This window comes from Cellulomonas telluris (assembly GCF_004886325.1).
GTDB classification, from domain to species: domain Bacteria; phylum Actinomycetota; class Actinomycetes; order Actinomycetales; family Cellulomonadaceae; genus Cellulomonas; species Cellulomonas telluris.
In genome coordinates this window covers 881707-897059 of the sequence record NZ_QXFN01000001.1, presented here as the reverse complement: position 1 = coordinate 897059, position 15353 = coordinate 881707, and the positions used below count along the sequence as shown (strand labels likewise).

12 protein-coding genes are annotated in these 15353 nt (G+C 75.3%); 5 read left to right on the top strand and 7 right to left on the bottom strand.

Annotated features, from left to right (window positions below; translation table 11 throughout):
• Positions 1-22: 22 nt before the first annotated feature.
• Positions 23-2317, bottom strand: coding sequence for an exo-beta-d-1,3/1,6-glucosidase (locus tag FB586_RS04270; protein WP_136518034.1), 2295 nt, complete (start codon positions 2315-2317; stop codon positions 23-25).
• Between the two features lie 278 nt (positions 2318-2595).
• Entirely contained in the window at positions 2596-3684 is a 1089-nt protein-coding gene (locus tag FB586_RS04265) for a Gfo/Idh/MocA family protein (RefSeq protein ID WP_136518033.1), read from the bottom strand.
• A gap of 106 nt (positions 3685-3790) precedes the next feature.
• Here FB586_RS04265 and FB586_RS04260 point away from each other — a divergent pair, with 106 nt between their 5' ends.
• The gene (locus FB586_RS04260; protein ID WP_136518032.1) at positions 3791-5827 is read left to right on the top strand and encodes a beta-galactosidase; all 2037 of its coding nucleotides are present in this window, start codon (positions 3791-3793) and stop codon (positions 5825-5827) included.
• A gap of 70 nt (positions 5828-5897) precedes the next feature.
• Here the strand turns inward: FB586_RS04260 and FB586_RS04255 are convergent, their stop codons facing one another.
• Positions 5898-6638: a GNAT family N-acetyltransferase gene (locus tag FB586_RS04255; protein WP_136518031.1), complete on the bottom strand. Its 741-nt coding sequence runs from the start codon at positions 6636-6638 to the stop codon at positions 5898-5900.
• A gap of 222 nt (positions 6639-6860) precedes the next feature.
• Here FB586_RS04255 and FB586_RS04250 point away from each other — a divergent pair, with 222 nt between their 5' ends.
• Both FB586_RS04250 and FB586_RS04245 read left to right on the top strand, forming a co-directional pair.
• Positions 6861-7187, top strand: a complete 327-nt coding sequence (locus tag FB586_RS04250; RefSeq protein ID WP_136518030.1) for a hypothetical protein — start codon at positions 6861-6863, stop codon at positions 7185-7187.
• A gap of 135 nt (positions 7188-7322) precedes the next feature.
• On the top strand, positions 7323-9005 hold the full coding sequence (locus tag FB586_RS04245) for a bifunctional 3'-5' exonuclease/DNA polymerase (protein ID WP_136518029.1): 1683 nt from the start codon (positions 7323-7325) through the stop codon (positions 9003-9005).
• A gap of 728 nt (positions 9006-9733) precedes the next feature.
• On the opposite strand, the gene FB586_RS04240 is transcribed toward FB586_RS04245, so the two are convergent.
• Entirely contained in the window at positions 9734-10183 is a 450-nt protein-coding gene (locus tag FB586_RS04240) for a hypothetical protein (protein ID WP_136518028.1), read from the bottom strand.
• Between the two features lie 142 nt (positions 10184-10325).
• Between FB586_RS04240 and FB586_RS19285 the strand changes: the two genes are divergently transcribed.
• Together FB586_RS19285 and FB586_RS04235 are read left to right on the top strand one after the other, a co-directional pair.
• The gene (locus tag FB586_RS19285) at positions 10326-10478 is read left to right on the top strand and encodes a hypothetical protein (RefSeq protein WP_168800446.1); all 153 of its coding nucleotides are present in this window, start codon (positions 10326-10328) and stop codon (positions 10476-10478) included.
• 91 nt (positions 10479-10569) lie between these two features.
• Positions 10570-11778 carry a PrsW family intramembrane metalloprotease gene (locus FB586_RS04235; protein ID WP_246036421.1) on the top strand — a complete coding sequence of 403 codons (1209 nt, stop codon included), beginning with the start codon at positions 10570-10572 and terminating at the stop codon, positions 11776-11778.
• Positions 11779-11908: 130 nt separating this feature from the next.
• Here the strand turns inward: FB586_RS04235 and FB586_RS04230 are convergent, their stop codons facing one another.
• The 3 genes from FB586_RS04230 to FB586_RS04220 are packed head-to-tail and all read right to left on the bottom strand — an operon-like array spanning position 11909 to position 15218.
• On the bottom strand, positions 11909-12652 hold the full coding sequence (locus tag FB586_RS04230; protein ID WP_136518027.1) for a cupin domain-containing protein: 744 nt from the start codon (positions 12650-12652) through the stop codon (positions 11909-11911).
• Complete coding sequence (locus tag FB586_RS04225) at positions 12649-13620, bottom strand: DUF6807 domain-containing protein (RefSeq protein ID WP_136518026.1); 972 nt, start codon at positions 13618-13620, stop codon at positions 12649-12651. The genes FB586_RS04230 and FB586_RS04225 overlap by 4 nt, the downstream gene beginning before the upstream one ends.
• Positions 13617-15218, bottom strand: coding sequence for a Gfo/Idh/MocA family protein (locus FB586_RS04220; RefSeq protein ID WP_136518025.1), 1602 nt, complete (start codon positions 15216-15218; stop codon positions 13617-13619). The genes FB586_RS04225 and FB586_RS04220 overlap by 4 nt, the downstream gene beginning before the upstream one ends.
• Between the last annotated feature and the right edge of the window lie 135 nt (positions 15219-15353).

The window sequence follows — 15353 nt, the reverse complement described above, 5'->3', positions numbered from 1 at the left end:
AGCCTCACCCGCGGTCCGGGCCTCAGCCCGTGACCGTGAACCCCGCCCGGAGCAGGTCGCGGTCCCGCGAGGACCGCCCGACCAGCAGCTCGAAGTTGCCCGGCTCGACGACCCGCCGCCCCTCGGCGTCGACGATCGTGCAGTCCGCGACCGGCACCTCGACGTCCACCGTGACCGACTCCCCCGGCGCGACGTCGACGTGCCGGTACGCCTTCAGCTCCTTCTCCGTCCAGGTCAGCGAGGTCACGAGGTCGCTGACGTAGACCTGCACGACCTCGTGCGAGGGCCGCGCCCCGGTGTTCGTCACCGTCACCTGCGCCCGCACCGTGCCGTCGGCGGCGAGCGTCGGCTCCGCGACGCGCAGGTCGGAGTACTCCACCGTCGAGTACGTCAGCCCCTCGCCGAACGCGAACGCCGGGTCCTGCGTCAGGTCCGCGTACCGCGCGCCGTGCTGCCCGCGGATCTGGTTGTAGTAGACCGGCTGCTGGCCGACGTGCCGCGCGAACGTCACGGGCAGGCGACCGGCGGGCTCGACGAGCCCGAGCAGCAGCTCGGCGACCGCCCGCCCGCCGCGCATGCCGGGGTTCGCGGCCCAGACGATCGCGTCGGCGCCGAGCGCCGAGTCCGGCAGGACCAGCGGCTTCGACGCGATGACGACGACGGTCATCGGCGTGCCCGTCGCCGCGAGCGCGTCGAGCAGCGCGACCTGCCCGCCGACGAGCTCGAGCGTCGCGGTCGAGCGCGTCTCGCCCATGAGGCCGATCGTGTCGCCGACGACCGCGACGACGTGGTCCGCCGCCTCCGCCGCAGCGACGGCCTCGGCGATCATCGTCGCGTCCGGCTCGGCCGCGTGCATGATCGGCATGCGCGGCTGACCGTCGGGGTAGAACTCGCCGGCCGGGTCGGGCCCGAGCTCGCCGATGTCCGCGCCACGGGCGTGCGTGATCGTCCACCCCGCGGGCGCGACGGCGCGCAGGCCGTCGAGCACCGTCTCCGACATGTGCCGCGGGTGCCCCTCCTCGCGCATCCAGTCCACCTGCCCGGAGCGGCCCGCCCAGTCGCCGAGCTGCGCGTCGACGTCGTCCGCGTTGGGTCCGACGACGGCGATCGTCCGCGGCTCCGGCGCGCCGGACGGCCCGGTCGCCCGCCCGTCGTCACCCGCGACGAGGTCGCCGCCGAGCGGCAGGACGCCCTCGTTCCGCAGCAGCACCAGCGAGCGGCGGGTGACCTCGAGGTTGGTCTGCTGGTGCGCGGCCGACCCGATGACGGCGACCTGCCGGGCCGGGTCGGGACGGCGCGGGTCCTCGAAGAGCCCGAGCTCGAACTTCACCGTGAGGATGCGCGCGACGGCCGCGTCGAGCTGCGCCTCCTCGATGAGCCCGTCCGCCACGGCCTTCTGCGCGCCCTCGAAGAACCCGGGGGTCGTCATCACCATGTCGTTGCCGGCGTTCACCGCCATCGCGGCGGCCTGCGTGTGGTCGGCGGCGATCTTCTGCTCCCAGACCATGCGACCGACGTTGTCCCAGTCGGTGATGAGGGTGCCGGTGTACCCCCACTCGCCGCGCAGGACGTCCTGCAGCAGCCACCTGTTGACGACGATCGGGATCCCGTCGGTCGACTGGTAGCCGATCATGAACGTCCGCGCGCCCTCGCGGGCGACGCGCTCGAACGGCGGCAGGAACCACGAGCGCAGCTTGCGCCGCGAGATGTCCGCCTCGGACGCGTCCCGCCCGCCCTGCGTCTCGGAGTACCCGGCGAAGTGCTTCGCGCACGCGAGGATCGCCGTCGGGTCCGTCAGGCCGTCCCCCTGGTACCCGCGGACCATCGCCGCCGCGAGCTCGCCGAGCAGGAACGGGTCCTCGCCGAACGTCTCGTTCACGCGGCCCCAGCGCAGGTCCCGCGTGATGCAGACGACCGGCGAGAACGTCCAGTGCAGACCGGTCGCGGACACCTCGACGGCCGTCACGCGCGCCATCTGCTCCGCGGCGGCCGGGTCCCAGGACGAGGCGACGCCGAGCTGCGACGGGAAGATCGTCGCCCCGCGCCAGAACGAGTACCCGTGGATGGCGTCGTCGGCGACGAGCAGCGGGATGCGCAGGCGCGTGCGCTCGACCGCGTCGAGCGCCTCGAGCACGCGCTGCGGGGAGGCGTGCAGGATCGAGCCGACGTGCATGTCGAGGACCAGGTCCTCGACGCCCGGCTGCGCGTCCAGCTGCAGCATCTGCCCGACCTTCTCGGGCAGCGTCATGCGGCTCAGCAGGTCGGCGACCCGCTCCGGGATGGACAGGGACGGGTCCTGGTACGGGAGCGTTTCCACGCGGGTGTCCTCTTCGACGTTCGGATCGTTACGACCGGCACGCCGACGCTAGCGGACACCCTCGGCGGCCCACACCCCTCCGGGACCGGCGCCCCCCTCCCCCCTCGCGCCCGTCCGCACACCCGTCCCCGCCGGCGAGTTCGCCAGTTCGGCCCGAGGTCGCCAGGTGGACCTGGCGACCTCGAGCCGGACCGGCGAACTGGGCGGCGGGGCGGGGTGGGCTGGCTGGGCAGGGCGGGGTGGACGGGGCGGGTGGACGGGATGGCGTCAGCGCGGGGTCACCACGGGGTGCCCGGGCCCGCCATCGACGTGTACGACGGGTTGCCCTCGGTGATCTCGCCGCGGCGGACGGGCCGGCCCGTGAACGCCGACGCGTAGATGGCCGCGACCAGGTCGAGCGTGTCGCGGGCCTCGCGCAGGCTGACCGGCAGGGTCGTGCTGGCGTCGAGCGCGTCGAGGATCGCGCCGACCTGCACGCCGTGCCCGCTGCCCGGTGCCTCGGCGTCGAGGCCCTCGACCCACCACGCGGCGGCGTCCTCGCGGCCGGGCGCCGCGGTGAGCCGCCAGTTCTGGTCCGTGTAGCCGTACAGGTGCTCCACCTCGACCGTCGCGGCCTCGGCGTCGATGCGGATGAACGAGGTCTCGCGCGGGGACAGCAGCGAGTTCATGACCGTGGCGACCGTCCCGTCCGCGAACCGGACGACCGCGGCGGAGACGTCCTCCGTCTTCGTCGGGCGCGCCCGGCGGGCCGCCATCGCCGTGACCTCCTCCCACGGGCCCAGCAGGGCGAGCAGCAGGTCCATCTGGTGGATGCCGTGGCCCATGGTCGGACCGCCGCCCTCGACCTCCCACGACCCGCGCCACGGCGCGTCCCAGTAGGAGTCGCCGCGGAACCAGAGCGTGTCGCACACGGCGACGAGCGGACGGCCCAGCGGACGCCCCTCCCCGAGCGCGCCGGCGACCCGCAGCCCCGCGTGGCCGAACCGGTGCTGGAAGACCACGGCCACGTCGACGCCGGTCCGCTCGCTGACCGCGAGCAGCTCGTCGAGCTCGGCGAGCGAGAGGGCCGGCGGCTTCTCGACCAGCACGGGCACCCCGGCCTCGAGGCACTGCGTCGCGAGCGGCACGTGCGTGCCGGGCGGCGTGCAGATGTGCGCGAGCGACGGCCTCACCCCGTCGAGACCGGCGAGCGCGGCGGCCAGGTCCGTCGTGGCGTGCGGGACGCCCATCTCGTCGGCGAAGGCGCGGGCGCGGTCGGCGTCCACGTCGACCACCGCCGCGACGCGGGCGCGGTCGCCGTGCGCGTTCACGGCGTGGACGTGGGCGTGGGCGATGGATCCGCCGCCGATGACGATCGTCTCGTGCACGAGGTCCCCTCGGGTCGGGTGGCCGTCACGACGAGCCGTCGTCGGTGACGGTGAATCGGTTCACTACTGTAGGTGACGCCCCACTCGACGAGGAGAGAGCGACACCGTGACAGCATCCGCGCAGCACCCCGACCGCGCACGCTGGCCCCTCGGGCTCGACGGCATCGGCTACGGCGGTGACTACAACCCCGAGCAGTGGCCCGACGAGGTCCGCGAGGAGGACGTGCGCCTCATGCAGGAGGCGGGCGTCACGATCGTCAGCGTCGCGATCTTCTCCTGGGCGCGCATCGAGCCGCGCGAGGGTGAGCTCGACTGGACGTGGCTGGACCGGACCATGGACCGCCTGCACGGCGCCGGCATCCGCGTCAGCCTGGCGACCGCCACGGCGAGCCCGCCGCCGTGGCTGACGACGAAGCACCCGGAGATCCTGCCCGTCCGCGACGACGGCACGGTCCTGTGGCCGGGCTCGCGCCAGCACTACCGGATCGCCTCCCCGGTGTGGCGCCGGTACGCGCTCGCGATGGCCCGGCGGGTCGCCGAGCGGTACGCCGACCACCCGGCGCTGTCGGTCTGGCACGTCGACAACGAGATCGGCTGCCACGTCCCGCACGACTTCTCCGACGACGCCGCGACGGCCTTCCGGGCGTGGCTCCGCGCCCGCTACGGCACCGTCGACGCGCTGAACCACGCGTGGGGCACGGCGTTCTGGTCCCAGCAGTACGGCTCGTTCGACGAGGTCCTGCCGCCGCGCACCGCCGCGACGCTGGTCAACCCGACGCACCGCCTCGACTTCGCCCGGTACTCCAGCGACGAGCTGCTCTCGTACTACACCGACCTGCGGGACGTGCTGCGCGAGGTCACCCCGCACGTGCCGGCGACGACGAACTTCATGGTCCAGCGGCACACGGGGAACATGGACTACGCCCGCTGGGCGGACGAGGTCGACGTCGTCTCGAACGACCACTACGTCTACGCCGACGACCCCGCGCCGCACGTCGAGCTCGCGTTCTCCGCCGACCTGACGCGGTCGGTCGCGAGGGGCGAGCCCTGGATGCTCATGGAGCACTCCACGTCCGCGGTCAACTGGCAGGGCCGCAACCGGGCCCGCACCTCGGACGAGTCGCTGCGGCACTCCGTGCAGCACCTCGCGCACGGCGCCGACGCGATCATGTTCTTCCAGTGGCGCCAGTCCGCCGCGGGGGCGGAGAAGTACCACTCGGCGATGCTGCCCCACGCGGGCACGGACACCGACGTGTGGCGCAACACCGTCCGCCTGGGGAACCTCCTGAAGGCGGTCGGCGAGGTGCGCGGCGCCACGCAGCGCCCGCGCGCCGCCGTGCTGTTCGACTGGCCGTCGACGTGGGCCGCGCAGCTCGACTCGCACCCGACGGACGCGCTCGACCCGCGGCAGCAGGCCGTCGCGCTGCACCGCGCGCTGGCCCGCCGGGCCGTCGAGGCGGACGTCGTCCGGGCGACCGAGGACCTGACGGGCTACGACGTCGTCCTCGTCCCCGCGCTGTACCTGGTCACCGACGAGGGCGCCGCCGCCGTCGCCGCGGTGGCCGAGCGCGGCGCGTCCGTGCTGGTCACGTTCTTCTCCGGGATCGTCGACGAGCACGACCACGTGCGCCTCGGCGGCTACCCGGGGGCGTTCCGCGACCTGCTCGGCGTGCGGACCGAGGAGTTCTGGCCGCTGCAGCCCGACGAGCGCGTCCGCCTGGACGACGGCACCGAGGGCGAGCTGTGGAGCGAGAAGGTGCACGCGCTGGACGGCACCGAGGTCGTCCGCCGGTTCGCCGGCGGCCCGCTCGACGGGGTGCCCGCGGTGACCCGGCGCGCGGTGGGCGCGGGCGCCGCGTGGTACCTCGCGACCTGGCCGACGGACGCCGACGCGCTGCAGCGGGTCGTCGACGCGCTCGTCGAGGAGTCCGGCGTGCCGCGCGTCGTCCCCGACCTGCCCGAGGGCGTCGAGGTCACCCGCCGGGTCGCCGACGACGGCCGGTCCTGGCTGTTCGTGCTCAACCACACGGGCGCCCCGGTCACGGTGGTGGCGTCCGGGCAGGCACTCGTCGACCCGCGCGACGTCGACGGCACCCTCGAGGTGGCCGCCGGTGCGGTCGAGGTGGTGCGCGAGGCGTCCTGACGCCGGACACGTGGACGGCCGCGGCACCGGGACGCCCCCGGGTGCCGCGGCCGTCGCCGTGCCCCTCACCTCACGCGGGCACCCACTCCTGCCAGCGGCCGAGGACCCGGAACCCGAGCTGCTCGTACAGCCCGCGCGCGGCCGCCGTCGCCTGGAGGGTGGCCGTGACCGCGCCGTCGCGGTGCGCGGCCGCGAGCGCGGCCCGCAGCAGGACGGTGGCCCAGCCCTGCCGCCGCGCGTCGGGACGCGTGACGACGAACGAGACGACGACGTCGTCGCCGACGGGCTGCAGCACGAGACCCGCCTCCTGCCCGGCGGTGGCGAACGCCCGCAGGCCCGGCACGCCGGTGACGAGGACCGGGTCGACGTCGTTGAGCCGGGCGACCACCGCCGGGTCGACCTCGTGGACGCCGCCCTCGCGCACGTCGTCCGCGCGCCCCTCGCCCGGCCCCGGCCCCGGCCGCGCGCCGGCGCGCGCCGCGCCGGCACCGTCCAGGCGGGCGAGCATGGGCCACGTGGCGACGTCCCGCCGCAGGCCCGCCGCCGCGAGCGCGGCCGCCCCCGCGTCGTCGTGCGACCAGGCCGCGAACGGGGCCGGCCCGACGGCCGCGAGCGCGTCCCGGACGACGTCGGCGTCGAGGACGGCCACGTTCGTCAGCACGGGGCGGCGCAGGTGGCGCAGCGCGACGAAGCCGGGCGCGCGCACGACGCGCGCCTCCGGGTCCGGGGCAGCGAGCGCGTCCCAGGAGGCGGCGAGCGAGCGCAGGTAGCGGGCGAACGGGTCCTCGGCCGCCGCGGTCGGCGCGCTCACGAGACGTCCGTGCGCCGGGCGGCCCGTGGGTGGGCGCCGCCCACGGGGAACGGGGCGTCCGGCGGAGGCGTCGGGACGGCGTCGGACCGGGGACGGGGCGGCACGCGCGGAACGGTAACCGGCCCCGCGTGCACCCGTCGCGAACTTTCGACCGGCGCCGACGTATCACCCGGTCCCGTCCCGCCCCTTCCCCACGGAGGGACGACGGGGAGGGCAGGACCGATGCACAGGATCACGGCGACGTCGACGCTCACGCACGCGGCGTGCGTGCAGATGCGGGACGGCGAGGTGGTGACCGCGACCCTGCACCGCGACGACGGCCTGCTCGTCGCGCACGTCTTCGGCCGGGAGGGCCTGACCACGCTCGCGTGGCCCTCCGCGCCGGTGCTCGACGCCATGGTCGAGGCGGGGCGCACGTTCGACGCGGGGCACGCCGCGGTCGTCGTCGACACCGCCACGGGCGACGTCCTGTTCACGCTCGACGGCCCGCACGGGGACGCGTGGCTCGCGGTGCCCGGGGCGGCGGTGCGGGCGGCACTCGTCCGCTGACCGGCGCACCCGCGCCCGTCCCGGACGCGGACCGGTGCCGCCGCACCGACGGTGAGGGCTGCCCGTCGGTGCGTGCCGCACGGGTCCGCCCGGGGCGGGCGCGGCCGGTGTCGGTGGCAGGCGCGAGGATGAGCCGTGCCCGCGTACGTGCTCGTCGCCCCCGACGCGTCCGCGCGCACCGTCGCCCTCGTCGACCTGGACGAGCACGCGGCGGAGACGGGCCGGCGCACGGTCCCCGACGACGACCTCCCGGACGAGGTCCGACGCGTCGAGGCCGCGCACGCCGCGGCGCCTCCCCGGTGGGTCTGGGACGACACACGCACCCGCTACCCCGCGCTGCTGGCAGCCGGCGTCCGCGTCGAGCGCTGCCACGACCTGCGGCTGTGCCACGCGATCCTGCGGCACTCCGAGCGCGCCGCGGCGTCCGCCCTGGCCCAGTCGCCGCCCGGCCCGTGGGACGCGGACGCCGTGGCCCCGCGCCCGCACGCACCGTCCTTGTTCGACGCGCTGGACGACGCCCCGGACCCCGTGCCCGCGGCGACCCGCGACCCGCTCGCCGAGCTGCGCGCCCAGCTCGACGCCGTCGCCGGCGCCACGCACCCCGGACGCCTGCGCCTGCTGCTGGCGGCCGAGTCCACCGGCGCCCTGATCGCCGCCGAGATGCACCACGACGGCCTCCCGTGGGACGCGTCCGTGCACGACGCGATCCTCACGGACCTCGTGGGCCCGCGGCCGTGGGGTGGCGCCCGGCCCCAGCGCCTGGAGGAGCTCGCCGACGAGATCCGCACCGCGCTCGTCGCCCCGCACCTCAACCCCGACTCGCCGCCGGACCTGCTGCGCGCGCTGCGCCTGCAGGGGTTCGACGTGCAGTCGACCAGCAAGTGGGAGGTGCAGGGACTCGACCACCCGGTCGTCGCGCCGCTGCTGGAGTACAAGAAGCTGTCGCGGCTGCTGTCCGCGAACGGGTGGGCGTGGCTCGACCAGTGGGTGCACGACGGGCGGTTCCGGCCGGACTACGTCGTCGGCGGGGTCGTGACCGGGCGGTGGGCGTCCGACGGCGGCGGCGCGCTGCAGCTCCCGGCCCAGGTGCGCGACGCCGTGCGCGCCGACCCGGGCTGGCGGCTGGTGGTCGCCGACGCGGCACAGCTCGAGCCGCGTGTGCTGGCGGCCATGTCCGGCGACCGCGACATGGCCGCCGCCGCCCGGCACGCCGACCTGTACCAGGGCGTCGCGGACGCGGGCGTCGTCCCGAGCCGCAAGGACGCCAAGTACGCGATGCTCGGGGCGATCTACGGCGCGACGTCCGGCGCGGCGGCGCAGCTCATGCCGCACCTGGCGCGGGCGTTCCCGCGCGCGGTCGCGCTCGTGGAGGAGGCCGCGCGGGCGGGTGAGCGCGGGGACGTCGTGACGACGTGGCTGGGGCGGTCGTCCCCGCCGGCGTCGGAGGCGCTGCGGGTCGCGCTGGCCGCGGCCGCCGGTGAGGGCGCCGGGGCGGACGACGTGCGCGAGACCCGCCGGCACGCCCGCGACCGGGGCCGGTTCACGCGCAACTTCGTCGTGCAGGGCACCGCCGCCGAGTGGGCGATGTGCTGGATGGCGTCCCTGCGGCGGCGCCTGCGCGGCATCGAGGGCCGTCCGCACCTCGTGTTCTTCCTGCACGACGAGGTCGTCGTGCACTCCCCCGCCGACGTCGCGGACGACGTCGCCACGGCCGTCCGGGAGTCCGCCGACGAGGCCGGCCGCCTCCTGTTCGGCGACGCGCCCGTCGACTTCGCCCTGGACCTGGCCGTCGTCGACTCGTACGCCGCCGCCGGTTGAGGCGCACGCCGCGTCCCGTCACGCTCGGCGGTCCAGCGGTGTGACGGCCTGGCGGAGCACGGCACGGCAGCCAACCGACGGGCTCATCGCCCCCCGTCGACGCCCTGCGGACGGTCGAGCCGGTGGGCGTGGTCGTCGACGGTGAGCGGACCGGTTCAGGCGGTCGCGGTGTGCGCGACACTCAGGGCGCGGGGGGCGACGCCGGCGAGCGTCGCGGACGCGACCTTCAAGGGCGCCGCCCCTGGGTGCGCCCGCCGGCACCTGCACGCCGACGACCACTCCGGCGACCGGGGCCATGGACTGGTGGTGGCCGGTATACGCGTCCAGCCGAACCTCGAGCGCGGCCGTGCCGCCGTGGTGGCCACCGCTGGTCGCCCGTTCGCCGTGAGCTGTGCCGGAGAGTCGCCCGTGCAGCCCCCGACCACGGGCCCGCACACGTGACGGAGTGCTGCGTCAGGATCTCGCTGTCAGGCGAGGATGACCGACGCCGAGCTCCCGCTCACGTGCAGCGCCGACTCACCGGAGACGTGGTACACGGACAGGTGTGCGGTGAAGGACGCATATGCAACCGCCGGACCCGACGACGACTGAGCTTCTCGTCGGATGCCGCCATCGACCGAGCAGCCTCCGCCGTAATTGGAACAGGACTTCCCCCAGTAGCTTCGCACGGCTGCCGGGTCACACTCACCGGCTTCCAGTCGATGCGGAAGGAATCTTCGCTCACGAGGTCACTGCTGTAGACCTTGCAGTTCGTCCTCCACAGTCCGGAAGTACCACAGCTCTGGATGCCGCGTATTGATGGACGCGTTGCCGCGAGATTCCAGAGCCGAGGACGGGTTCTCGAGGTTCGTCCACCGGCGAGAGCCGTCGGCGAACACCTCGACGGTCCGGTTGACGCCGTTCGCGTTGATCGTGAACGTGTCAACCGGTTCGGCGCCGCCCGTTGAGTCGGGCAGCACCCCCGACTGCATCTTGTTGATCAGGGCCTCCTGGGTGGGGGCATCGATGCCGACCTCGAGCATCCGGTCGCGCAAGGCCTGTACCTCCGCAGCATCGAGGACGGGCTCAGCATCGGGCGTTGCAGCCCACGTCGGCGCCGCGCCCGCAACAAGTGCTGTCGCGACGAGTGCGCTGGCCGCGGCGCGTCGTGTCCATGACGTCAGAACCGATGTGTGCATTGGTGTTCCCCCTAATAGCCATCGTTGACGAGTGCCAAGGACCAGCAGAGGCGCTCTTCGCCTGGGCAGCGCCTGATGGATTCAGTGGTGACGTCCGTCGGCCCGCTCTTGACCGGCGCGTCGGCCCTAGTACGGTGACGGAATGTTCGGCAACGACAACATCCTGCTCGCGGCCGTCGTCTGGCTCGCTGCGGCCGCCGTCGTCGCCGGGGGAGCATCGGCGTTGATCCGGCGGCGGCGCGCGTCGCGCACCGGGCGGGCCACCTCCCCCGGGACGGACGGTGACCGGACATAGCCGCCGGTCACTTCACACCTGGGGATCGTCCTCTCGTGCACCCGCGTGCGCTCACCGGGTGGGGGCATCGGCGCGCCACTACTGTTCCCCCGTGTCGACGACCCCCTACGGCAGCGCCGGTGCACCCGGCTGGCCCGGTACGCCCAGCACCGCGACGTCCCTCCAGCCGGCCGCCGTGCCGACGCAGTGGGCGGGGGGACGTGGGCGGTCGGCGACCGCGACGGTCGTCGCGGCGGTCGGCCTGGCCCTGGCGGGGCTCGCCGCGCTGGCCGGGATAGCCGTCGTCATGCTCCAGGTCGGCATGGGGCCGGGCCTGACGGGCACGCTGCTCGCGCTGGTGCCGCTGGCGGTCGTGCTGTGGGGCGTGCGGTGGCTCGACCGGTGGGAGCCCGAGCCGCGCGGGGCGCTCCTGTTCGCGCTGCTGTGGGGCGCGGGCGTCGCGGTCCTGGTGTCCGCGGTCGTCAACGACCTGGCCGCGTGGACCGTCGCCAACGCGACCGGGAGCCTGGACGCGGGCGCGCTGGTCGCGGCGGTGGTGTCCGCGCCGATCATCGAGGAGGTCGCGAAGGGCGCCGGCGTGCTGGTGCTCTACCTCGCGCGGCGCCGCTACTTCGACGGCGTGGTCGACGGCATCGTCTACGCCGGGATGGTCGCCGCGGGCTTCGCGTTCACCGAGAACATCCTCTACTTCGGCCGCGCCGGTGACGCGCTCGCCGAGACGTTCGTGCTGCGCGGCCTCGCGACGCCGTTCGCGCACCTGCTGTTCACCGCGTGCACGGGCGCCGCGCTGGGCCTCGCCGCGCGCTCGCGCAGCCGCGGGGCCGTGTGGTGGCTGCTGCCGCTGGGCCTGCTCGGCGCGATGGTCGCGCACTCCGCCTGGAACCTCACGTCCGTCATGGCGGGCGGGTCGTACCTGAGCATCTACGTGCTCGTGCAGGTGCCGATCTTCCTCGGGGTCGTCGGCATCGCGCTGTGGCTGCGCGGCAAGGAGCGCCAGGTCGTGCAGCACCGCCTCACCGAGTACGCGCAGGCCGGCTGGTTCGCGCCGCACGAGGTGCAGATGCTGTCGTCGCTGCGCCTGCGCCGCGCGGCGGTCGACTGGGCCGGCCGCGTCGGCGGGCCGGCGGCGGCGGCCGCCATGCGGGACTTCCAGCGGCGTGCGACCACGCTCGCGTTCCGCCGCCAGCTCGCCGTCAGCGGGCGCGCCGACCTGCGCACGCACGGCCTCGACGAGCGCGAGACGCTCGCGTCGCTCACCGGGGACCGCAGCCGCGTGCTCGCCTCGGCGGGCCGGGCCTGACACCGCGCCGCGGGCACCCGTCGCCGGGCGCGTGCGGTCGCGCGCGACCGCACGGGGCGGGGCGCGTCAGGCGTCACGGGCGCGCTCGGGCCGCGAGCGGGCCCCGCACGTCACGCCGGCGGAGGAGCGCCTACGCGCCGAGGTCCCACGTCTGCAGCCGCCCGCACATCCCGTACCGGCGTGGGGCGGGCGCGGCCTCGATGCGCTCGGCACGCGCGAGCTGCAGGTGCGGCGCCGCACCGCGCATGAGCCCCTCGAGCACCCGTGCGGTGCCGTCGGTGTCGGCGAACGCGGTCCGCCCCCACAGGTCCTGCCAGCGCGGCACCTGCGGGCGGACCAGCCGCACCGCGGCCTCGAAGAACGGCAGCAGCGCGGCCCGCGGGCCCTGCCGCTCGGCGGCGGCGAGCAGCGCCGCGTACCCCTCGAGCGCGAGGTCGCGGCGGGCGCGGGCGGCCGCCGCGACGTCGGCGTCCGAGACGACGCCGCGCGTCCCGCCGGTCGGCAGGGCCGCCGCGGCCCGGTAGGACGCGCCGTCGGCGAGCACCTCGGGCGGGAACGTCATGACGGCGTCCCCCGCCTCGGGCAGGCCCGCGTTCGACATGATCACGAGGACCTCGAGGTCCCCGTCGTTGACCGCGCGGTGGATCACACCGGGACGCATCTGCACGATCACGCCTGGCGCCAGCGGGTGCACCGCGAACCCGTCGGGGCCCAGCGTGTGCACCGCGCCGGTGCCGGACACGACGACGTAGGCCTCCGCGGAGGCCACGTGCATGTGGGGTGTGCCGCTCCCGGCGAGCCCGACACCGTCGGGGGCCGCCCAGTCGTACACCCGCAGACGGCTCACGGAGACGCCGCCGGGCAGGGTGGTCATGCGGACAGGATGCCCGTCCCGAGCTCCGCGAGTGCGGCGGCCGACGCAGGATCACCCGTTCCGTCCGCGACGATCACGGCATACCGGAAACGCAGGGTGGCACCGGCGTCGAACGGCACCTCCTCGCTGAAGAACGGTGCCGGGTTGAGGCACGCGAACATGTCGCGGCGGGCGAACCACTGCGGCGGGTGCACGGGGTTGTCGGGAGCGTCGACCATGACGATCGTCGCGGCGTTGCCGGTGCCGTCCTGCCGGCCGGTGAAGCCCATCCACGGCCCGCGCTGCCCGCGCACCTCCTCGCCGCCGGCGAAGTCGGGCGCCAGCAGGGTGCCCCCGGTGAACGAGCGCGGACCGCGCCAGAACAGCCCGCCGTAGCCGGCGTTCTCGCGGCCGCGCGTCGTCGGCGAGCCGATGGGCAGGTCGCGGCCGGAGACGTTCGTCATCGTGGTGTCGAACAGCAGCACCCACGCGTCGTCACGGTCGGCCGGGACGACGACCGCCAGGGCGCGGTCCTCGTCGACGACGTGCTCGCCGCCCTGCGTGTGCCACGCGAGCGTGTGCGCGAGGTCGACGCGGTCCCCCGCGGTCCCGGTCGAGACGTCGAGTCGGGTGAGCGCCTGGTGGTCCATCGACCCGTCGTTGTCGAGCTGCACGTACCCGTGCTCGGACGCCTCGAGCGAGACGAACGTCGGCCCGCCCCAGAAGTTCTCGTCGCCGACCACCGGCAGCGACCACGCGACGCCCTTGTGCCACACGTGGTCGTGCGGGCGGAACTCGCTGACCAGGTCGCCGCCGCGCGTGCGCAGCGGGTGCACGTACGGCTTGGGCGACTCGAGCTGCACGTCGTCGGGCACGTACACGTAGCGGGCGAGCGTCGTGCCGTCGTGGACGACGTCGACGGCCCGGCCGACGTCGTGCAGCGCGCGCAGCGCGGGTCGGGTGTCGAGGCGGGGCAGGCGGGTGGTCATCGGGCGGCTCCGGTGGGGACGGTGGAGGTGGTGTCGGGGGACGCACCGGCGGCGGGCGCGTCGGCGGCGGCGCCCTCGGCGGGCACGGCCAGCGGGGTGCCGGCGGGCGGTGTCGGTGGCAGCTCCACCGTGTCGCCGTCCGCCGCGGGGTCGAGGTCGCCGAGCCCGAGGTCGTCCACGAGGACGGGGCGCCCGAGGGCCATGGACCGGTTGGCCGCGATGCCGACGGCCACCGCGCGCAGGCCGTCCCGGTAGCCCGCGGCGCGGCCGAGCGGGTCGGGCCCGACCCGCAGGTCCCGGCGGAAGACGTCCATGAGCAGGATCGCGTCGCCGCCGCCGTGCCCGCCGATGCCCTGCGGGATGCGCCACTCGCGCGCCGGCTCCCAGTGCCGCTGCACGAGCAGGCGCTCGCCCTCGGGGCGCGTCGCCTGCGCCGCGACGCCCTCCGGGGTGGCCGACGGGTCCAGCACGGCGCGGCCGTCGGCGTCGAGGATGACGGCCCCGCGCTCGACCACCTCGAGCTCGGCGCGTCCCTCGGTGCCGTTGACGACCACGCGGTACCCCTCCCAGGGGCTGTGCGCGTTGAGCGAGTAGGTGAGGGTGGCGCCGCCGCGGTAGTCGACGACGAGGGACATGTTGTCCTCGATGGTGATGCCGGGGCCGAAGACGTCCTGGTCGCGGCGGTACCCGTCGTGGTGCTCGGCGTCGAGGTAGAGGGCCTTGAGGCGCGGGTCATGGGTGAGGTCGAGGGACCACGGGTCGCCCGTCGTGCCGGTGCCGCGCTCGGGACGCGGGCCCATGCCGCGCACCGCGGCGTTGTCGTCGCCGTAGAAGCGCAGCCCGCCGGACGCGTACACGCGCGCGGGCACGTCGTGCAGCCACCAGTTGACGAGGTCGAAGTGGTGGCTCGACTTGTGCACGAGCAGTCCGCCGCTGTTCGCCTTGTCCCGGTGCCAGCGGCGGAAGTAGTCGGCGCCGTGCACCGTGTCGAGCACCCACTCGAAGTGCACGCTGGTCACGCGCCCGATCTCGCCCGACGCGATGACCTCGCGCAGGGACGAGTTCCGCGGGGCGTACCGGTAGTTGAACGTCATGACGACGTCGCGGCCGGTGCGGGCGACGGCGCGGACGATCGTGCGGCAGCCCTCGACGGTGGTGGTGAGCGGCTTCTCCACCACGACGTCGGCGCCGGCGTCGAGCGCGCGGGCGACCACGCCGGCGTGCGCGTGGTCGGGCGTCGTGACGATGACGACGTCGACGCGCTGCTCGTCGACCATGCGCTCGACGTCCTGCGCGCCGTACCGCGGCAGGCCCGCGGGCCCGCCGAGGCCGAGCGCCTCGCCGACCTGGGCGTCGTACCAGTCCATGCGGCCGGGGTTCGTGTCGCACCACGCGACGATCTCGCCGACGTCGGCGTGGTCGCCGGTGAGCGCGGTGACGTACATGCCCGCGCGGTGGCCGGTGCCGACGACCGCGTAGCGCAGGCGACGCCGGTCGGCGGGCGGCGGGGCGAACGCGGGCACGACCGCCGGGTCGCCCTCGGTGGCCCGGCTGGAGGCGGGGCGGGGTGCGGTGGGGTTCTGGTCGGACTCGTTCACGGGGGTCCTTCGACGACGTCGGCGATGGCGAGCGGCGCTCCCGACGGCGGATGTCGGGAAAGCGCGTTCCGTAACGCGGACCACACTAGCCGACGCGTCCGCGCGCGCGAGCGCCGGTCCACGGACCGCCTTCCC